22 protein-coding genes and 1 other RNA gene are annotated in these 17,752 nt (G+C 65.5%); 13 read left to right on the forward strand and 10 right to left on the reverse strand.

The window, feature by feature from the left end:
• Positions 1-68 precede the first annotated feature (68 nt).
• The 5 genes from VIR62_RS06255 (at position 69) to VIR62_RS06275 (ending at position 6,128) form a co-directional block, all read left to right on the forward strand.
• Positions 69-734 carry a response regulator transcription factor gene (locus VIR62_RS06255; RefSeq protein ID WP_431869633.1) on the forward strand — a complete coding sequence of 222 codons (666 nt, stop codon included), beginning with the start codon at positions 69-71 and terminating at the stop codon, positions 732-734.
• 21 nt (positions 735-755) lie between these two features.
• On the forward strand, positions 756-2,132 hold the full coding sequence (locus tag VIR62_RS06260; protein WP_431869635.1) for an ATP-binding protein: 1,377 nt from the start codon (positions 756-758) through the stop codon (positions 2,130-2,132).
• A gap of 43 nt (positions 2,133-2,175) precedes the next feature.
• Entirely contained in the window at positions 2,176-3,192 is a 1,017-nt protein-coding gene (locus tag VIR62_RS06265) for a polyprenyl synthetase family protein (RefSeq protein ID WP_431869637.1), read from the forward strand.
• A 66-nt stretch (positions 3,193-3,258) separates the two neighbouring features.
• On the forward strand, positions 3,259-5,769 hold the full coding sequence (gene hrpB, locus VIR62_RS06270) for an ATP-dependent helicase HrpB (RefSeq protein WP_431869638.1): 2,511 nt from the start codon (positions 3,259-3,261) through the stop codon (positions 5,767-5,769).
• An 80-nt stretch (positions 5,770-5,849) separates the two neighbouring features.
• Positions 5,850-6,128 (forward strand): ETC complex I subunit, encoded by a 279-nt coding sequence (locus VIR62_RS06275; protein WP_431869639.1) that lies wholly within the window; start codon positions 5,850-5,852, stop codon positions 6,126-6,128.
• On the opposite strand, the gene VIR62_RS06280 is transcribed toward VIR62_RS06275, so the two are convergent.
• Positions 6,107-6,430: a hypothetical protein gene (locus VIR62_RS06280; RefSeq protein ID WP_431869641.1), complete on the reverse strand. Its 324-nt coding sequence runs from the start codon at positions 6,428-6,430 to the stop codon at positions 6,107-6,109. The genes VIR62_RS06275 and VIR62_RS06280 overlap by 22 nt on opposite strands.
• 76 nt (positions 6,431-6,506) lie before the next feature.
• Between VIR62_RS06280 and VIR62_RS06285 the strand changes: the two genes are divergently transcribed.
• Positions 6,507-6,878 carry a hypothetical protein gene (locus VIR62_RS06285; protein WP_431869643.1) on the forward strand — a complete coding sequence of 124 codons (372 nt, stop codon included), beginning with the start codon at positions 6,507-6,509 and terminating at the stop codon, positions 6,876-6,878.
• Between the two features lie 109 nt (positions 6,879-6,987).
• Here VIR62_RS06285 and VIR62_RS06290 read toward each other — a convergent pair.
• The 5 genes from VIR62_RS06290 to VIR62_RS06310 all read right to left on the reverse strand — a co-directional run bounded on the left by VIR62_RS06290 (position 6,988) and on the right by VIR62_RS06310 (position 10,835).
• Positions 6,988-7,930 (reverse strand): IS630 family transposase gene (locus tag VIR62_RS06290; protein ID WP_431869645.1). Its coding sequence is split into 2 segments (ribosomal slippage): positions 6,988-7,593 and positions 7,595-7,930, totalling 942 coding nucleotides; the frame shifts between segments, so codons are not numbered across the junction.
• 191 nt (positions 7,931-8,121) lie between these two features.
• Positions 8,122-8,694, reverse strand: coding sequence for an NUDIX hydrolase (locus VIR62_RS06295; RefSeq protein ID WP_431869647.1), 573 nt, complete (start codon positions 8,692-8,694; stop codon positions 8,122-8,124).
• Complete coding sequence (locus VIR62_RS06300; protein ID WP_431869649.1) at positions 8,691-9,365, reverse strand: TPM domain-containing protein; 675 nt, start codon at positions 9,363-9,365, stop codon at positions 8,691-8,693. The genes VIR62_RS06295 and VIR62_RS06300 overlap by 4 nt, the downstream gene beginning before the upstream one ends.
• Positions 9,365-10,096 carry a TPM domain-containing protein gene (locus tag VIR62_RS06305; RefSeq protein ID WP_431869650.1) on the reverse strand — a complete coding sequence of 244 codons (732 nt, stop codon included), beginning with the start codon at positions 10,094-10,096 and terminating at the stop codon, positions 9,365-9,367. The genes VIR62_RS06300 and VIR62_RS06305 overlap by 1 nt, the downstream gene beginning before the upstream one ends.
• Before the next feature lie 133 nt (positions 10,097-10,229).
• Positions 10,230-10,835 (reverse strand): LemA family protein, encoded by a 606-nt coding sequence (locus tag VIR62_RS06310; protein WP_431869652.1) that lies wholly within the window; start codon positions 10,833-10,835, stop codon positions 10,230-10,232.
• 80 nt (positions 10,836-10,915) lie between these two features.
• Between VIR62_RS06310 and mscL the strand changes: the two genes are divergently transcribed.
• A complete protein-coding gene (gene mscL, locus VIR62_RS06315) occupies positions 10,916-11,338 on the forward strand; it encodes a large conductance mechanosensitive channel protein MscL (protein WP_431869654.1) in 423 nt (140 codons plus the stop codon).
• Here mscL and VIR62_RS06320 read toward each other — a convergent pair.
• Positions 11,335-12,030, reverse strand: coding sequence for a cistern family PEP-CTERM protein (locus tag VIR62_RS06320; RefSeq protein ID WP_431869655.1), 696 nt, complete (start codon positions 12,028-12,030; stop codon positions 11,335-11,337). The genes mscL and VIR62_RS06320 overlap by 4 nt on opposite strands.
• A gap of 154 nt (positions 12,031-12,184) precedes the next feature.
• Between VIR62_RS06320 and ssrA the strand changes: the two genes are divergently transcribed.
• Positions 12,185-12,532, forward strand: a transfer-messenger RNA (tmRNA) gene (ssrA, locus tag VIR62_RS06325).
• 262 nt (positions 12,533-12,794) lie between these two features.
• Positions 12,795-13,073 (forward strand): hypothetical protein, encoded by a 279-nt coding sequence (locus VIR62_RS06330; protein ID WP_431869657.1) that lies wholly within the window; start codon positions 12,795-12,797, stop codon positions 13,071-13,073.
• A gap of 588 nt (positions 13,074-13,661) precedes the next feature.
• Here the strand turns inward: VIR62_RS06330 and VIR62_RS06335 are convergent.
• The gene (locus VIR62_RS06335) at positions 13,662-14,030 is read right to left on the reverse strand and encodes a hypothetical protein (protein WP_431869659.1); all 369 of its coding nucleotides are present in this window, start codon (positions 14,028-14,030) and stop codon (positions 13,662-13,664) included.
• A 207-nt stretch (positions 14,031-14,237) separates the two neighbouring features.
• Here VIR62_RS06335 and VIR62_RS06340 point away from each other — a divergent pair, with 207 nt between their 5' ends.
• From VIR62_RS06340 to VIR62_RS06355, 4 genes are all read left to right on the forward strand, one after another.
• Complete coding sequence (locus VIR62_RS06340) at positions 14,238-14,456, forward strand: hypothetical protein (RefSeq protein WP_431869661.1); 219 nt, start codon at positions 14,238-14,240, stop codon at positions 14,454-14,456.
• A 306-nt stretch (positions 14,457-14,762) separates the two neighbouring features.
• Positions 14,763-14,954 carry a hypothetical protein gene (locus VIR62_RS06345; RefSeq protein ID WP_431869662.1) on the forward strand — a complete coding sequence of 64 codons (192 nt, stop codon included), beginning with the start codon at positions 14,763-14,765 and terminating at the stop codon, positions 14,952-14,954.
• Between the two features lie 91 nt (positions 14,955-15,045).
• Positions 15,046-15,192: a hypothetical protein gene (locus tag VIR62_RS06350; protein WP_431869664.1), complete on the forward strand. Its 147-nt coding sequence runs from the start codon at positions 15,046-15,048 to the stop codon at positions 15,190-15,192.
• A 167-nt stretch (positions 15,193-15,359) separates the two neighbouring features.
• The gene (locus VIR62_RS06355) at positions 15,360-15,938 is read left to right on the forward strand and encodes a pseudouridine synthase (RefSeq protein ID WP_431869666.1); all 579 of its coding nucleotides are present in this window, start codon (positions 15,360-15,362) and stop codon (positions 15,936-15,938) included.
• A gap of 79 nt (positions 15,939-16,017) precedes the next feature.
• Here VIR62_RS06355 and VIR62_RS06360 read toward each other — a convergent pair whose 3' ends face one another.
• Positions 16,018-16,278 (reverse strand): hypothetical protein, encoded by a 261-nt coding sequence (locus VIR62_RS06360; protein ID WP_431869668.1) that lies wholly within the window; start codon positions 16,276-16,278, stop codon positions 16,018-16,020.
• 120 nt (positions 16,279-16,398) lie between these two features.
• Entirely contained in the window at positions 16,399-17,550 is a 1,152-nt protein-coding gene (locus VIR62_RS06365) for a JmjC domain-containing protein (protein WP_431869670.1), read from the reverse strand.
• Between the last annotated feature and the right edge of the window lie 202 nt (positions 17,551-17,752).

Raw genomic sequence — 17,752 nt, forward strand, 5'->3', positions numbered from 1 at the left:
GAAACCATTGGCATTCGCGCCGGTTGGGCGGATAGACTGACCGGCACGAACAGCCATAGGGGACAATGATGCGGGTTCTCATCGTCGAGGACGAACCGAATCTGGGGCGCCAGCTCCGCGCGACGCTCGAAGGGGCGGGATACGCCGTCGACCTCGCCACCGACGGCGAGGACGGCCACTTCCTGGGCGCCACCGAAAGCTATGACGCGATCATCCTCGATCTGGGGCTTCCCGAGATAGACGGCCTCACAGTGCTCGACCGCTGGAGAAAGGAAGGGATCAAGATCCCCGTCCTAGTGCTGACCGCGCGCGACAGCTGGTCGGACAAGGTCGCCGGCCTCGACGCCGGCGCCGACGACTATCTCGCCAAGCCTTTCCAGACCGAGGAGCTGATCGCGCGCCTGAGGGCCCTCATCCGCCGCGCTTCCGGCAATGTCAGCTCGGAGCTTATCGCCGGCGACGTCCGCCTCGACACCCGTTCGGGCAAGGTGACGCTCGCCGGCGAGCCGGTGAAGCTCACCGCGCAGGAGTACAAGCTGCTCTCCTACCTCATGCACCACAAGGGCAAGGTGGTCAGCCGCACCGAGCTGATCGAGCACATCTACGACCAGGATTTCGACCGGGATTCCAACACGATCGAGGTGTTCGTCACCCGCATCCGCAAGAAGCTCGGCCCCGACGTCATCACCACCATCCGCGGCCTCGGCTATTCGCTGGAAGACCCCAACGCGTAGGGCCGCGTATATGCCCCCGCGATGAACTGGCGCCTCCTCCTTTCCCGATCCCAGCGCGGCACCGGATCGCTCACCCGGCGGATGATCGTCGTGGCGGCGATCTGGATCGCCGTCCTTTTGAGCGTCGGCGGCTTCGCGCTCGACCGCGTGCTGGCAAGCGCGATCACGCGTAATTTCGACGCTCAGCTCGAATATGTTCTGACCGCCCTCATCGCTTCGGCGGAGATCGGCCCGGACGGGGAGGTATTCCTCAACCGCGCGCCGGCCGACCAGCGTTTCCTCGAGCCCTATTCCGGCCTCTATTTCCAGATCAGCGGCGAGGCGGCCGACCCCGAGACCTGGTTCCGATCCCGCTCGCTCTGGGACCGGCGGTTCGAAATGGGCCAGCCCCACAGCGATTTTGAAATCCACACCTATGACAGCGATCAGTTCACGACCGAATCGCTGCGCGTCGTGGAGCGCGACGTGCGGCTGCCCGGATCGCCGGTGCGCTGGCGATTCCAGGTGGCGCAAAGCCGCGCCGGGCTCGACGAGCAGATCGGTGTCCTCCGCAGGACGATGGTGCGCTCCTTCGGCCTCCTCGGCCTCGGCCTCATCGCGCTGGCCGCGATCCAGGCCTTCTACGGCCTGTGGCCGCTCCGCCGCGTGCGCAAGGCCATCGCGGCGATCCGCTCGGGCCAGGAATCCCGGATCGAGGAACGATTCCCCCAGGAGATCGAGCCGATGACGGAGGAGCTGAACGAGCTTCTCGCCCATAATGAGGTGCAGGCCGAGGAGGCGCGGCGCCACGCCGGCAACCTCGCCCATGCGCTCAAGACCCCGCTCACCGTCGTCACCAACGCCGCCACCGCGCACAGCCCCGACCTCGCCGATACCGTCATCCGCGAGGCGCGCACGATGCGCCGGCAGGTCGATCACCATCTCGCCCGCGCCCGCGCCATCGGCCGCCGCTCCAGCACCCAGGCGCGGGCCGAGGTCTGGCCGTCGCTGCAAGCCGTCGAGCGGGCGGTGACGCGCCTCTATGAAGACGTCACCGTCGATCTCGCCGGCGACAAGAGCGCCGCCGTCCGCGTGGAACGTCAGGACCTGGACGAGATGCTCGGCAACCTCATCGAGAACGCGGCCAAATATGGCGGCGGCCGCGTCTTCGTGACGGTCAAGCGCTCGCCGGACTGCGTCGAGATCGAGGTGGAGGATGACGGCCCCGGCATCCCCGAGGCGGAACGCGCCAACAGTTTCGATCGCGGCGCTCGCCTCGACCTCGAGAAGCCCGGCACCGGCCTCGGCCTCGCCATCGTCCGCGACGTCGCCACCATCTACGGCGGCTCGATCACGCTCGAGGAAAGCGAGGATCTGGGCGGCCTCATGGCGCGGCTGAAGCTGCCGATCCGCGGCTGAATCGCTTGCCTTTACGACCTCCAGCGCGCAGAGGCGGCGCGAGATGACCGCAACAATCCACCATCTCGGCGACACGCAGCGCACGCCCTCGCTCGACGCAATGTTCCTGCTCGTCGCGGCCGACCTCAATCATGTGAACAGCGTCATCCTGGAACGGATGCAGAGCGAGGTCGCGCTGATCCCGGAGCTCGCGGGCCACCTCATCGCCGGCGGTGGCAAGCGGATGCGGCCGATGCTGACGCTCGCCTGCGCGCGGCTGCTCGACTATGGCGGCACCCGTCACCACAAGCTCGCCGCCGCCGTCGAATTCATCCACACCGCGACCCTCCTCCACGACGACGTCGTCGACAGCTCGGGCCTGCGCCGCGGCCGCCGCACCGCCAACATCATCTGGGGCAATCCGGCGAGCGTGCTGGTCGGCGACTTCCTCTTTTCCCGCTCCTTCGAGCTGATGGTCGAGGACGGCAGCCTCAAGGCGCTGCGCGTCCTGTCCCGCGCCTCCGCCATCATCGCCGAAGGCGAGGTCAACCAATTGACCGCCCAGCGCCGGATCGAGACCAGCGAGGACCAGTATCTCGACATCATCACCGCCAAGACCGCGGCACTCTTCGCCGCCGCTTGCCAGATCGCGGCGGTGGTCGCCGAGCGCGACGAGGGCGTGGAGGCCGCGCTCGACGCCTATGGCCGCAACCTCGGCATCGCCTTCCAGCTGATCGACGACGCCATCGACTATGCCTCCGACGCCGAGACGATGGGCAAGGGGGTCGGCGACGATTTCCGCGACGGCAAGGTCACGTTACCGGTAATCCTCGCCGTCGCGCGCGGCAGCGAGGAGGAACGCCGCTTCTGGCGCGACGCCATGGAAGGCCGCCGCGCGTCCGACGACGATCTCGCCCACGCCACCCGCCTGCTCCACGCCCACAACGCCCTCGACGACACGATCGCCCGCGCCCGCCACTACGGCCAGCGCGCCATCGACGCGCTCGGCCCGTTCCCCTCCGGCAAGGCCAAGGCGGCGCTTGTAGAGGCGGTCGAATTCGCCATTTCGCGAGCCTATTAAGGCCAAGTGCGGAACAAAAAATCCGTTCGTCCCGAGCGAAGTCGAGGGGGCGTATATGATGAGTCCGTGCCAGCGCTAGACACACTCCCTATTCAATCCGTCCTGCCTGAACTCGTCAGGGCGCTCGAGAGCCGTTCCAATGCCGTGCTCGTCGCGCCGCCCGGCGCTGGGAAGACCACCGCCGTCGCGCCCGCGCTACTGGACGAGCCTTGGTGCACGGGCGAAATCCTGCTCCTCTCTCCGCGCCGCTTGGCCGCACGAGCCGCCGCCGAGCGGATGGCGGAGCTGGCTGGGGAGAGGCCCGGCGAGACTATCGGCTACGCCACGCGGCTCGACAGCAAGCGCTCGGCGAAAACCCGCATCCTGGTCCTCACCGAAGGCATTTTCCGCAATCGCATCCAGGCCGATCCGGAGCTGGCGGGCGTTTGCGCCGTGCTGTTCGACGAAGTGCATGAGCGCAGCCTCGACAGCGATTTCGGGCTGGCGCTGGCCCTCGACGCGCAGGCGGCGCTGCGGCCGGACCTTCGCCTCGTCGCCATGTCGGCGACTTTGGATGGTGCCCGCTTCGCCGCGCTCATGGGCGACGCGCCAGTGATTGAAAGCGAGGGGCGCAGCCATCCGATCGACCTTCGATACATCGGCCGGTCGACCGAGAAGCGGATCGAGGATGAAATGGCGGGCACGATCCGACGAGCACTGGCCGAAGGCGATGGCAGCCTGCTCGCCTTTCTGCCCGGCGTTGCCGAGATCGAGCGGACGGCCGAGCGGCTGGACCGGCTACCGGCCGACATCGACCTCCATCGCCTGCACGGGTCGCTCGACCCCCGCGATCAGCGCGCCGCCATCGTCGCTGCGCCGGCTGGCCGCCGCAAGGTCGTGCTCGCCACCTCCATCGCCGAGACCAGCCTGACCCTCGACGGCGTCCGCATCGTCGTCGACAGCGGCCTCGCCCGCCGCCCCCGCTACGACCGCGGTGCCGGCATCACCCGCCTCGTCACCGAGCGCGCCAGCCAGGCCGCCGTCACCCAGCGCGCCGGCCGCGCCGGCCGGCAGGGGCCGGGCACCGTCTATCGCCTGTGGGAAGAAGCCGCGACCGCAGCCCTCCCCCGTTTCGACCCGCCCGAAATCCTGGAAGCGGACCTCTCCGCCCTGTTGCTCGACTGCGCGCTCTGGGGCGTCTCCGATCCACGCGAGCTCAAATGGATAGACCCCCCGCCCGCCGCCGCGATCGACGAAGCCCGTAGGCGCCTTCTTTCCCTTGGAGCGCTCGACGAAAGCGGCCGTCCCATCGCTCATGGCAAGGCGATCGCCGCTCTGCCGTTGCCGCCACGCCTCGCCCATATGATGCTGGAGGCTGACGCACGAGGCTGGGGCGAGACGGCGGCCGAGGTGGCGGTGCTTCTGTCCGAACGCGGCCTCGGCGGCAACGATACGGACCTGGAGCTCAGGCTGAGACGCTGGCGCGACGAAGGCGGTAGAAGAGCCGAGGCGGCGCGAGGTTTGGCAAGGCGTTGGCTCCAGCTGACTCGTTCGTCCCGAGCGAAGTCTAGGGGCGCTGGCACTGAGTCCGGGAAACGCCCCTCGACTTCGCTCGGGACGAACGAGGTGGGGGCGTGCATCGCTTTGGCCTTTCCCGACCGCCTCTCCAAACGCCGGAGTGGCGAAGGCACCGATTGGCTTTCCGCCGGCGGGCGCGGCTTTCGGCTCGATCCCGCCTCTCCTCTGGCGCGCGAAGACTGGCTCGCGGTTGCCGAAGTCGGCGGCGCGGCTTCGGGCGCCCGTATCCTTTGCGCCGCTCCGATCGACGAGACGGCCATCGAGACGTTGTTCGCCCATCGCATCGAAAGCGGCGCCCATGTCCGCTTCGACCCCGCCACCGGCGGCGTCAAGGCCACCCACGGCCGCCATATCGGCGCGATCCAGCTCTCGGGAGGCCAGGACAGTCGCGCCGACCCCGAAGCCATCGCCGCCGCATTGGTCGAAGGCGTTCGCGCGCATGGGCTCGATCGCCTGCCGTGGAGCGAATCCGCCCGATCGCTCCGCCGACGCGCAGCCTTCGCGGCGGCGCACGATCCGAGCCTCCCCGACCTCTCCGATACCGCCCTCATCGCCTCGCTCGACGAATGGTTGCCGCTGCTGGTGGCGGGCAAGCGGAGACTGAGCGAGGCCGATCCGGCTGCGCTTTCCGGCGTCCTCGACGCGCAGCTCGGCTGGGGAGGCCGAAAGGCGGTGGACCGGCTGGCGCCCCACGCGTTCACGACGCCGGCGGGGAGTAGCCACGCGATCGATTATGAGGCGGAGGCCGGGCCGACCGTCACGACCCGGGTCCAAGCTCTGTTCGGCCTCTCCGAGCACCCCGCCATCGCCGACGGCAAGGTCCCCCTCATCCTCAGCCTCACCTCGCCCGCCGGCCGTCCAATCCAGACAACCCACGATCTGCCCGGCTTCTGGAAAGGGAGTTGGGCCGCCGTCGCCAAGGAGATGCGCGGCCGCTATCCCAAGCATCCCTGGCCCGACGACCCCGCCACCGCCGACCCGACGCTCCGCACCAAGAAAGCGGCGGCCCGATCGGGCTAAGTACAAACCACATTCGACAGGCCCGCTACCGCCGGTATAGGACGCTGGAACAAGGTTCAGATTCAGGGATTGAAAGGCACATGGCGGCGCGCATTTTCCGGCGATCCAAGAACGCGATGCAATCGGGCCGCGCCCGCGAAGGCGAATGGGTGCTGGAATTCGAAAGCCACGCCCCGCGCCGCGCCGATCCGCTGATGGGCTGGTCCGGCGGCACCGATACCCAGTCCCAGGTCATCCTCACCTTCGACAGCTTCGAGGCGGCCAAAGGCTATGCCGACCGCTACGGCATCGCCTACCACCTCGTCCCGCCGACCGAGCGCAAGCTGAGGCTCCAGTCCTACGCGGATAATTTTCGGTAGGAAGACTCGATCTTAATGACTTCCGATTTTGTCGGGTTTCGAAAGGAGCTTGCGTCAGTCAGCGCGACTTTGACGGGTGAAGCAACACTTTCCAGCCTTGAGCCGGAGCTAAAGATCACCTCAAAGTGGAGCGGCTGGGCCAGATAGAGGGTGAGGTAGAACTCACTCCCGACTACCTCAACCAGCACCACCGATTTACGCTCGATTTGGACCAGTCCTATTTGCCTGTCCTTATCGCTTCCTGCGGGGCCGTTCTGGAGCGTTTTCCAGTCGCCGGAACGCCCTGACAGATACGTCCGCAATAGGACCCCTTGTGAGTGAGTTCGGGACCAAGAAGCTTCAGCGGCCGTTCACCGGCAAGCGTCGAAAAAACACGCCATGATCCACACCCTCCTTCCCCTCCTCGCTCTAGCGTCGGCTGAGCCCGTCGAGTTCAAACCAAGCGCCGAGCGCTTCGCCGATGCGGCGACGTGTCGCGTGCATCTGGAGGAATTGGTCGGCGAGGCCCGGGGGCAGGATTATGTCGCCGTCGAAGGGCCCTATGCCATCGCCGAGGGCGACGTCCGCATCCACATGGTTCGCGCCGAGGGAAGCGGGCATCGCATCCGCGAGCATCGCTGCCTCGGCGCCGAGCTCGGTGCCCGCGATTGGCCGCACGGCATGGGCACCGGCGACGCCGAGGAGCCCTTCACGATCGAATCAGTCGCCCGCAAGGCCGAATGGCTCAAGCAGGACGGCGGGGAGCGGTAGCTCACGCTGGGCCGTCATCTCGGCAGAAGCCCGGGCCCAATAATCCCGACGTTGTAAATGAAGCATAATCCCGACGTTGTAAATGAAGCGATCCTAGAGCGGTTTGTGATCATACGGCAGCGTATCCGGCGTGGTGGATGTAGTTTTGGCATTCGATGGGCGGGAAGAGGTCGATCAGCGCGCCGATTTTGTCCCAAAGGGCGTCGCGGGTTCTCTCTCGCGCCTTGCGGAGCAGGTGCTTGAGCTTGGCGAAGGCCATCTCGATAGGGTTGAGGTCGGGGCTGTAGGGCGGCAGGAAGAGGAGCGTAGCCCCGCGCTCCGCGATGAGCGCGGCGGCTTCATCGCCTTTGTGGCTGGAGAGATTGTCGAGGATCACGATGTCGCCCGGCTTGAGCTGTGGAGCGAGATACTGTCGGACATATTGGGTGAAGATCGCGCGGTTCATCGGCTGGTCGACGACGAAGGGAGCGATGATCCCGTCCGGCGCGAGCCCGGCGATGAAGGTGGTGATCTTCCAGTGTCCGGCCGGCGCATAGCCTCGGACCCGCTGGCCGCGTGGCGCCCGCCCGTAGCGCCGGATCATGTGGGTGGTGACGCCGGTCTCGTCGAGGAAGATCAGCCGCTTGTTCGCCAGCAGCGGCTGCATCGCCTGCCAGGCTTCGCGAGCGGCGGCGACATCAGGCCGGAGCTGCTCGGAGGCGAACACGCTTTTTTTTGAAGCTGATGCCCTGACCGGTGAAGAACCGGCTCAGCATCCCGGCGTCGGCCTTGACGCCATGCTCGGCCAGCAGCCGCTCGGCCACCGCCGCCAGCGTCAGATCGGGCTCGGCCTCGATCAGCGCCAGCAGCCAGGCCCCATGCGCCGGCAGCCGCGAGCGGCGGTCCCCGCCCTGCGCCAGCGGACCGCGCCGGCCCTCCCGCCACGCCTGCAACCAACGCACCGCCGCCGCATCGCTGATCCGATACCGCCGCGCCGCCTCGCGCCGCGATAGACCATCCTCAACCGCCGCGATCACCCGATCACGCAAATCCTGCGAATAAGCTCTCGTCATCCATGCCGGCCTCCTCCCCAGACCGCAGGTCGAATCAGAACTCACGACGCTTGGGAATCCCCAATCGACTCCGTCAGATCGCAAACCGCTCTAGGTCCGTTCGTCCCGAGCGTAGTCGAGGGGCGCGGGCACAGATCATCACACACGCCCCTCCACTTCGCTCGGGACGAACGAAATCAGGCCTATTCGAGTCAGCATTTCGGTGAGAGCAAGAACGACGCGAGGAGCAGCAGCATCTTCACGTCCATCGCAACGCCCTCGGCGCGTTTCGCTTCCACGAAAGCGGGCACGTCCTCCAGCCTGACGCGGTGGACGATGATATTCTCGTGCTCGGTTCCGCCGCCTTCGCCCGTTTTCGTCAGCCCCTCCGCGCGGAGCAGGGTGAAACCCTCGGACGACATGCCGGGTGACGCATGGAATCGCCCGAGATCGACCATGCGGTCGGCGCGATAGCCTGTTTCCTCTTCCAGCTCGCGGATCGCGGCGACGTCTGCCGCCTCGCCTTCCTCCTCGTCGCCGACAAGGCCGGCCGGCAGCTCCAGGCAATTGCGGTCCAGCGGCACGCGAAACTGTTCGACGAGCAGGACATGCCTGTCCTGAGCTTCGCCGAAGGGGCCCTCGTCCACTGCGAGGATCACGGCGGCGCTGACACCCCGCGTGCGCGAGACGAACTCCCATTTGCCTTGGCGCTTGGCGGCGATGAACTTGCCTTGCCAGACCGTCTCTACGGGATCGGCCGCGTCCTGAGCTCGTCGAAGGGTCATAGTTCGATCAGGCGATCCGGAAGCTCGTTCGTATCCTCGCTGCTCCTCGGCAGGCACTCGGCCAGCACCGCCCCGACCTTTTCCACCGCCGAAGCCATGCCTTCGCCGGGCCGGCCCGCCTTCACGCCTTCGACCAGCGTCGCCATCGCATCGCCCCACACTTCGGGCTCGACGCGGCCGTGGATCGCCTCGTCGGCGACGATCTCGGCGCGGTGCTCGAACAGCGAGAGGTAGATGAGGACGCCCGTGCGCCCGACCGTGCGGCGCTCGGCCCCGATCTTGAACAGCAGGAGGGCGCGGCGGCGGACGCGGCGCGACTTGGTCGAACCCGGCGTCAGCGCCATGCGTAGCGGCATCCACGCCAGCGCGAAACGCACGACCAGGAACGCCGCCGCCAACTTCACGAACAGGAAGACCATCAGCGCGCCCTGGCTCAGGCCCGCATTCCAGCCGAGGAAGGGCTGCAGTGCCCATTCGATGCAGCTGCGCGGCACGAAGGCGAACACGGCCGGCACCAGCAGCATCGCCAGCACCGCATAATGGAGGCCGACATCGTGATAGCTGTCGGACTTGTCGGCGACGATGGTGACGATCTCGCCGTCGCTCGCCAGCTCGGCCCTGGCGACCGCGGCCGTGACCAGGGCGTGGTCGGCCTGGGTGAATTTCGTCATCACCATCCCCCCGACGCTCCGCCGCCGCCGAACGATCCACCGCCGCCGGAAAAGCCGCCGAAGCCGCCGCCTCCGCCGCTGGAGCCGCCGCCCCAGCCGCCCATGCCCGGACCCCAGATCATGATCGGCAGACCGCCCCGGCGGTACCGGCGCCCCCGGCGGCCGCCCCTGAACATCGGAATGACCATGAAAACCAACACCGCACCCCAGAAGATGAGCGGGAAGATGGAACCACCCTCCTCGCTCTCCCGCTGCTGGGCGCCCGCTTCCATCGCCCGCTGCTCGGCGACCTCCGGCGGCGCCTGAAGCTGGGCGATGATCGCATCCGTGCCGGCATTGATGCCGCCGGGATAATCCCCATCCCGAAAATGGGGCAGTATCTGCGTCTGGATGATCACGCTCGACAAGGCATCGGTCAGGATCGGCTCCAGGCCATAGCCGACCTCGATCCTCACCTTCCGCTCGTTCGGCGCGACGATCAGGATCGCGCCGTTATTCGCCTCCGCCTGACCAAGGCCCCAGGCCCGGCCGAGGCGATAGCCATATTCCTCGATCGGATAGTCCTGCAGGTCCGGGATCGTCGCCACGACCAGCTGCCGCGTCGACGCCTGCTCCAGCGCCGCCAGCTTCTGCATCAGCGCGGCCTCGTCGGCCGGGGACAGCAGATTGGCGGCATCGACGACGCGGCCGCTGAGCTTGGGAAATTCCTGTGCCTGCGCCGGGAAGGCCAAAAACAGGCCTAGAAGGCAGAGAAAGAGCGTCCAAACCCGTTCGGGCTGAGCGCGTCGAAGCCCGTCCCTTTCTTTCCCGGGGGAGGAAATGCCCTTCGACAGGCTGAGGGCGAGCGGTGGGTTGAAAATCACCTTACTGCGAATTGCCGAAGTCCACCGTCGGGGCCACCTGGGCATCCGGGGTTGTCGCTTCGAACGTCGCCTTGGGCTCCGCGCCGTAGAAGATGTTGGCGCCGATCACGGCGGGGAAAGTGCGGATGAGGGTATTATATTCCTGAACCGCCTGGTTGTAGTCCCGCCGCGCGATAGAGATGCGGTTCTCCGTGCCTTCCAGCTGCGATTGGAGCGCCAGGAAATTCTGGTTCGACGTGAGCTGCGGATAGGCTTCGACGGTCACCAACAGGCGGCTCAGCGCCGAATCCAGCTCCCCCTGCGCGGCGCCGAACTGCTGAAGGGCCTGCGGATTGTCGAGATCGTCGGGATCGACCTGGATCGAGGAGGCGCGGGAGCGAGCCTCGGTCACCTGCGTGAGGACCTCGCTTTCCTGGTTGGCGAATCCCTTCACCGTCGAAACCAGGTTCGGGATGAGGTCGGCGCGGCGCTGATACTGGTTCTCGACGTCGGCCCAGCGCCCCTTCACTTCCTCCTCGGCGGTCGGGATGGAGTTGATGCCGCAGGCGGTAAGCGAGAGCGCCGCCAAAGGCGCCAGCATCACGGTGGCAAGTTGTCTGCGGGCCATGGACGTCAACTCCCTTGTTCAAGTCGCGCCTGCTTAGTTAGAAGGTAACGGGAGCGCATTCAATCAGGGGAGCCCCGAACATGCTCAACGAATTTCGCGATTTCATTGCCCGCGGCAATGTGCTGGACCTCGCCGTCGCTGTCATCATTGGCGCCGCCTTCGCCACCATCACCGCCTCGCTCACCGACGACATCATCATGCCGGTTGTCGGCGCGATCTTCGGCGGCCTCGATTTCTCCAGCTATTTCATGCTGCTGGGTCCAGTGCCCGAAGGCTATGCGGGTTCCCTCGCCAATTATACGGCCCTGAAGGAAGCGGGCGCTCCGGTGCTCGGCTATGGCCAGTTCGTGACAGTGTTGATCAACTTCCTGATCCTCGCCTTCATCATCTTCATGATCATCCGCGCCGCCAACCGCGTGATGACGAAGAAGGAAGAGGCGGTGGCCGACCCCGCGGAAGTCCAGCTTCTGCGCGAGATCCGCGACGAGCTGAGGAAGCGTTAGGCCAAGCGGTTCCGCCTGCCGCGGCCGGCGACGAGGCCCCCGGCGGCGAGGGCGAAGAGGGCGAGGCTCGCAGGCGCCGGAACCGGGGTTCCGCCGGTGCTGCCGCCCGTCGACGTGCTGGGGGTGCCCCGGCCGATCGCCGATCCGCCATTCATGCCGGGGCCGTCGATCGACTGATAGCGCACGAAGAAGTCGCTGAGCGTCAGCTCGCTCAGCGCGTCGGCGAAGTCGAGGGTCAGCGTGCCGGAGGTGCTGTCGCCGAGCTCGACGCCGGCACTGCCGCCGCCCGAGCAATTGGGGCCGCCGGCGCCCTTGAAGCAGACCTCCACCTGACCAAAGCCGCTCGGCACGTTCCCGCTGGCGGCGCGGTCGAACTCGCCCGTCGAGCTCGCTCCCGCGATATCGGGATCGGTATTGAAGCCGAAGACGGAGATGCGCGACGCGTCGATCGGGTCGGCCGACGTGTTGGCGACCGTATAGTCGAAGCTGTAGCTTGTCCCGGTGGCGCCGGTGAGAGTGAAGGTCGTCTGGCCGGTGAGGCCGCCTATCACCTGTCCTTCCGTGAAACCGTCATAGTCGACCGTATAGGAGTTGCCGATATCGGCCGCCGAGACGGTGATGATGTTGGCGTTCGCGGCCGTCGCGGACGCCAGCAGGGCCGTCACGACGAGGGAAATTTTGGCAATCGACATGGCAGCCCCCAAAGAAAGATGGTTCATCGGGGGTGAAGCAATCGCCATGCCAAGTGCGGTTACCCGGGCGAGTCGATGCTTAACGCGAGCCGTCTTGTAAAGAATAACGACACATTAACTGAACGCCTGCCCGATTCGCGCCGCGCCGATGACCCATCTTTAAATCCGCGGTGGCAACCTCTATATGGGGAGCTGCCGGGCTTGCCCGGCTATGGCGATAAACTGCGGCGTGCAATAGACGCAGCGGACCCGGGGGCAGTACCCGGCGGCTCCACCATATGCCCCAGCGAAAGCTGAGGTTTCTGATGGGGCCGAACTAGGATCGACGTGTGTTCAAAAGCGCTGTTTTTGCCCGGCCTGAATGCGCCGTAAAACCGTTCAAAACCATAAGTGCCAACGATAACGAGGCTCTTGCGATTGCTGCGTAACCCGGTCCTCACGGACTGAGTTATATCAGACAAAAGCGCGGTTCGGACCCTGCCGGGCAACAGAAAGGGAAACCAGCGGCCCCGGGGGCGCCGGGCAACAGAAGCCCCCGACTTTTTTTAACGGTGCTGAGCGCCGGGCAAAAGAAGCTCCCCACTTCTTCCTTTCACGATTGCAGAGATCGCAGGCACCTTCGCTCGCGGAAGCGCCGTACTTTCAGGCGCTTACACTCGTTTCGTCGACGCAAGCGGGCATTTCGCCGTTCGGTTCGTCGCATTATTTCGGAACCATAGCGTCCACTCGGTGATTTAAGCACCCTCTGACTGAGGGGAGTGACTATGAAATTCGTGTCCAAAGCCATCGCTCTTTCCGCCTTCGCCGCGCTCGCGGCCTGCGGCGGTGGGGGTGACGACGCCGCCGAGAATATCGAGGCGTCGGCCGACAACCAGGCCGACATGCTCGAAATGGAGGCGGAAAATCTGATGGATCAGGCGGACAACGCCACCGGCGCCGCCGAAATGACGCTCGAAAATCAGGCCGACGCCCTGGAGAACCAGGCAGACGCCGTCGAGGACGCTGGCGAGAATCAGGCGGAAGCCGTCGACGACGCCGAATAAGGCGCTTTGGACCAGACGATAAAGGGGCCGCCGGCACGCCACCGGCAGCCTCTTTTTTCGTCCCGGCACCGCGCTACGAGCCACCCCGTCATCCCATCCACTCGTCTCGCGGGCCGTCCGATCATTCTGTCCCGCCCCTTCGCGTCCTTCGCGTGAGGCTCATTTTTCCCTATTCCGCGCCACCTGACTCACGCCGGAGGGACCATTCCCGCCGGTCCCGCGACTTCTCCGCCTCGGTGACGCCTCGCCCGCTCTTGATCGCCTCGACCTTCCTCAGGATGCTTCGCGATAATATTCGACGGGCTTCGGCGGAGGGTTCAGCCCCGGCCGCCTCCCGATCCCGCGCACCTGATGCTTATGCATGTGGAGGACCTAAAGGGCCTGCTCCGCCGTCATCGCCGGGATCGGGACCGGGGCCGGCAGCTCCATCGAGGAGAAGAGATTGGACCCGCTCTCGACCAGCGCGAGCTCGATCCGCGCCTAGCCTTCCTCCACCGCCTCGTCCCAGCGCCTGGCGAAGGCCGGCCAGCGATGGCGATGCGTATAGATAGCGCCCTTGCTGACGCCCGCTTTCCATATAGGCCGCCTTCACATTGCAGGTCGCCGCCAGGGTGCGAAGAAACCGCTCCTCACCCGAGGTGTGATCTGCCGGAGCCGCGCCCGCGCGATCCGCACCCGCCGCCGCCCAGTGCCCGCCGTGCCCTTCACCACCAGCTCGGCCCCATCCAGATGTCCCCGTCCCGAAGGCGGCCACGGGCTCTCGGCGGTGGAACGCCGCGCTTTGGCCTCCGCCACCGCTTCCTCGACCTGGCGTTTGAACTCGGGATCGGTCGAGCGGTGCAACTGCACCCATGAACCCGAAACCTTCGCCTGCTTCGCAGCCAGCGTTTGGTTGCCTGTCTCCTGCAGCGCCTTCAGAAAGGCTCGGCGGCGGGCTTCGCTGAACTTTACCGACATGAATCGCCTCGCGTGAAGTGGAGGTAGTTGAAATATGTCGCTCGGGGGCTTGTAGGAAAGCGTTAGCTTTGCCCCGCCGAGCAGATTGCCCGCGCAAACACGTCCCCGACGTGCTAAGGGTCGCGCATCACCTGAAAACCGCTTCCGCAAGCAACCCTGTGACTGAGAGACGTATGTGCTCCCGCTTGGTGCAGGAAAGGCGATCTCATGGAACATGACTATTGGCTCCGACGAATGAGCGTCGCGTCGATGATGGCCCGCAAGGCCACAACGGCGGAGGCCCGCTTGATCCACTACGATCTCGCCGGGCGCTACAGCGTCAGGGCCGCCGGGATCTACGCCGGGGGTCCGCCTTGGCCGGGCCAGGTGAACCGAGCCGCCGTCGAACGCGCTCAGGGCTCGGGAGCAACCCGGCATGGTGGCTGAACTCCTCCACCGCTACTTCGGCAAGCACGTAGCCGATCCGCAGCAAAATCATTGGCAGCACGGCTATTTCGTGAGCCTGTGTAGCCGATGCGGCCGGGAAATGATCAAGCTTCCGGGTCTCCCGTGGCATTTACGCGGCGTCGGCGAAAGTCCTTAGCGGCGCGAATTTGCAGCGAGACCTGGCCGCTCCGGCCCCATCGCCTCGGAGATCGCGGCGCCGCGATTACGCGCATCCAGATACCGGTTCGCTGCTGTCGAATAGGCCGCCGACGCGGGGAACCCAAGCACTCAAAGGAAGGAACGACCATGGTCAACGGCACGGGAATATACCGCACGATGGGCGCGGGCGGGAAACCCAGCATCGCCTTCGTGACGGATCGCAGCATCTCGTTCCAGATATACGAGAGGCTTTATCGGGATCGTAAATACCTGCCCTCATTCGATGACCTGCCGTGGAGCGGAGGCGAACCCAAAGCGGAGATCGCGGCCGAAGGTTAGGAACACGGCGTCGGGCACCGAGCCGAGAAGGCGCCGAGCGGATACGCGTCGGCCCCTCGGGCAACTTCCTTGAATTCCGGATCGTTGGGTTATGATGGAAACACGACAGCTCGTCGCTTACGCCCTCATCGCGGGGCTGATTATCGCCGCCACGGTCATCTGGGCGTATTTCGCCAGGAAAAGGTGGGTAAAGGCGCAGCGTCGCTACATGTGGAACTCGAAAGAGCCGAAGCCCTGATGGGCACGCCCTTTGACCAACGGGCCGTCCCGCTGCCTCTCGGCTGCGTCGTGGACCTGCTGCTTCAAGCTTTCTAAGCGAAAACAAGGTCGCCGAGGCTTAAAGGCTTTGCCCTCTTTGTCTGGCTGCTTGAACGCTCGAGGCGCAGATGGAGGATGTGAGGGGCCATGCCGCGGCTGATCCTGTTCAACAAGCCCTATGGCGTGCTCTCGCAATTCACCGATCGCGGCACGGATACGGGCGGCACGACACGGCCGACCCTGTCGAACTTCATCGACGTGCCCAGCGTCTATCCCGCCGGACGGCTTGATCGCGACAGCGAGGGCCTGCTCCTGCTCACCGACGACGGCGGGCTGCAGGCGCGGATCGCCGATCCCCGATTCAAGCTGCCGAAAACCTATCTCGTCCAGGTCGAAGGCGACGTCGCCGAGGCCGGCCTCGCGTCCCTGCGGCGCGGCGTCCGCCTGAAGGACGGCCCGACCCGCCCGGCCGAAGCCGAACGCATTGACATTTGCCGTCTCTGGCCCGCCCTCTGGCCCCGCGACCCGCCGGTCCGCTTCCGCAAGACCGTGCCCGACTGCTGGCTCAGGCTGACCATCCGCGAAGGCCGAAACCGCCAGGTGCGCCGGATGACCGCGGCCATCGGCCATCCGACGCTGAGGCTGGTGCGGTGGAGTGTCGGAGACTGGGCGATCGAAGGGATGGAGCCAGGGGAGTGGCGGGAGGTGCCGGCCACTATGAGGTAATAGGCGTCGCGTCGTAAAAATGGGAACAGTGTCGGCCATAAGGCCACGAATGCACAGGTTCGGAGCGTCCCCATCGGACCTATGAACGGACTTCTTCGCCAGCCGCATAGCGGGGCATATCCGCAACAGCTTCTTCGAAGGCTTCTCGTATTCCCGTTTGGCTGAAGCCGTGATCCCAAAGCTCCGTCATCAGGTGGTTCATGGCTCGCGGCAGCAGTGGCAAGTCAGGCCAAGGGTTCGTCTGATTCAGCGTCTTGAGTGCCAGCCCGAACTGGTGGACGGCAGCCATATACTGCTCCTGCCATTGATCCACGGCGCTCGACTTGCTGTCGTCGCTCATTACTCGAATGTGCCGCCTCACGTGAATGTCTTCTGCAATGGTCGGAAGCAGACATAGAGGACCTTCTCGCCGCCTAGCGCTAATGCGAAGGAGTTCGCCAACATTGCGAGGCACCTGCTCTCACTCATCGAGCTCGAAAGCCACGCTGCCTTGATTGAGAAGGTTCGTGAGCAGTTCCATCGCTGAGTCCGATTTCACCTGCGCCTGATCGATCTTGATGGGCCCTTTCGCGCAAAGCTGTTCGGCCAATACGGCGGTTTCCTGAACGCATTCGAAGCATTGGCCATCGACGAACAGCAGCACCGAATTTTCGTTTCGCCGGATGAAGGAAAAGCGGCTGGCCGGATTGCGGAGCAGCGGCACATCGCCGGCAAGACGTTCGCGTAACGCCTGGACCTCCATGGGCTCTTCCGGCCGCCAATCCATGTCGGGATATTTGGGTGCGCTGGCATATTGGCCGAACCAGCGGGCAAAGGCATCGCGGTCGAGCATTTTATCGGTGACCATCGCGTGCAGCTTCGCGATGGCCTGGGCGGAGATTTCGCCCGGGTTATCCTGCGCCTGCAAATCCGGATCGGCATAGCGATCATCGTCCGGCATGCCCGCGACCAGATGCTCGCTCCAGTAGGCGATCAGCTCGCCGCGCGACGGGGCGCGAAAGCCCACTGAGTAGGTCATGCAGTCGTCGCCGACCGCGACCCCTTCATGGGCGAGGCCTGGCGGAACGTAGAGAATGTCGCCCGGCTCCAATATCCATTCCTCGCTGGCTTCGAAGGCGGCGAGCAGGCGCAGATCGTCGTGCGGCAATAGCTCGGTGGACTGATCGCAATGGGCGCCGATCCGCCAGCGGCGCTGGCCCAGGCCCTGGATCAGGAACACGTCATACTGGTCGAAATGCGGGCCCACGCCGCCCTGATCGGCGGCATAGCTCACCATCACGTCGTCGATGCGCCAGTTGGGCACGAAGCGGAACGGTTCGATGAGCGAGGCGACGTCCGGCACTTGGGTGTCGACGGCCTGCACGAGCAAGGTCCACGGCTTTTTGCCGAGCCGGCTGAAACGCGTTTCGGCAAGGGGCCCGTGCTCGACGTTCCACGTATCGCGCTCTTGCGTGATCAACCGCGATTCCACTTCGTCTTCGCACGCGAGACCCGCGAGTTCATCCGGTTCGAGCGGATTGCTCCAGGACTTCCAGGGATTTTTGATCAGCAGCGGCTTCTTCTGCCAGTAGTCGGACAGGAAACCGTCGATGTCGAAATGATCGAATTGCATACATACTCGCGACGAAATCGGCGGACGGGCAGCCAGTAGCCTATTAGTGAAAAGGCCCCGCATCGCTGCGGGGCCTTTCTTTATCGGCTCGGAGGTAAGAACCCCTCAGCCTTAGTCGTCGTCGCGGGTCAGGAACGCGGGGGCGAATTCGGGTTCGCCGCCTTCTTCCTTCTCCGGACGGTCGGAGCGTTCGCCGCGCTCG

The sequence above is a fragment of the Allosphingosinicella sp. genome (genome assembly GCF_036570505.1).
Lineage (GTDB): Bacteria > Pseudomonadota > Alphaproteobacteria > Sphingomonadales > Sphingomonadaceae > Allosphingosinicella.